General features: G+C 51.9%; 1 protein-coding gene. It reads right to left on the bottom strand.

The genetic code is table 11. From position 1 onward, the window contains the following. A partial coding sequence (locus HMPREF2983_RS00615; RefSeq protein ID WP_141757603.1) for a DUF4133 domain-containing protein occupies nt 1–204 on the bottom strand: 204 nt, incomplete at its 3' end. Nucleotides 205–241: the final 37 nt, after the last annotated feature.

Raw genomic sequence — 241 nt, 5'->3', positions numbered from 1 at the left:
GGTGAACGTTTGCCACACCACTATGGTGGCACCCACTACACCTATGACAAGACAGGCTATCTGACTGATGCCGCAGAGATAGAGAATGACCACGAGAATGAAGACTGCCAGCAGCCCTCCTGCAAAGAGGAAGAGGTACTGCGCCTTTAAGCCCTTGAACTCTACCGTCCGGCCTACACCCTTGTTGATTTCAAATGCTGCCATCGCCTTACAGGAAGAAACTTCTCAGGATAGTGGCAGC

Origin of the sequence: Prevotella sp. HMSC077E09 (genome assembly GCF_001814685.1) — a bacterium.
In the GTDB taxonomy this organism is placed as follows: Bacteria; Bacteroidota; Bacteroidia; order Bacteroidales; family Bacteroidaceae; genus Prevotella; species Prevotella oris.
Note: the sequence above shows the minus strand (reverse complement) of the source record. Positions and strands in the feature narration are given on the sequence as shown.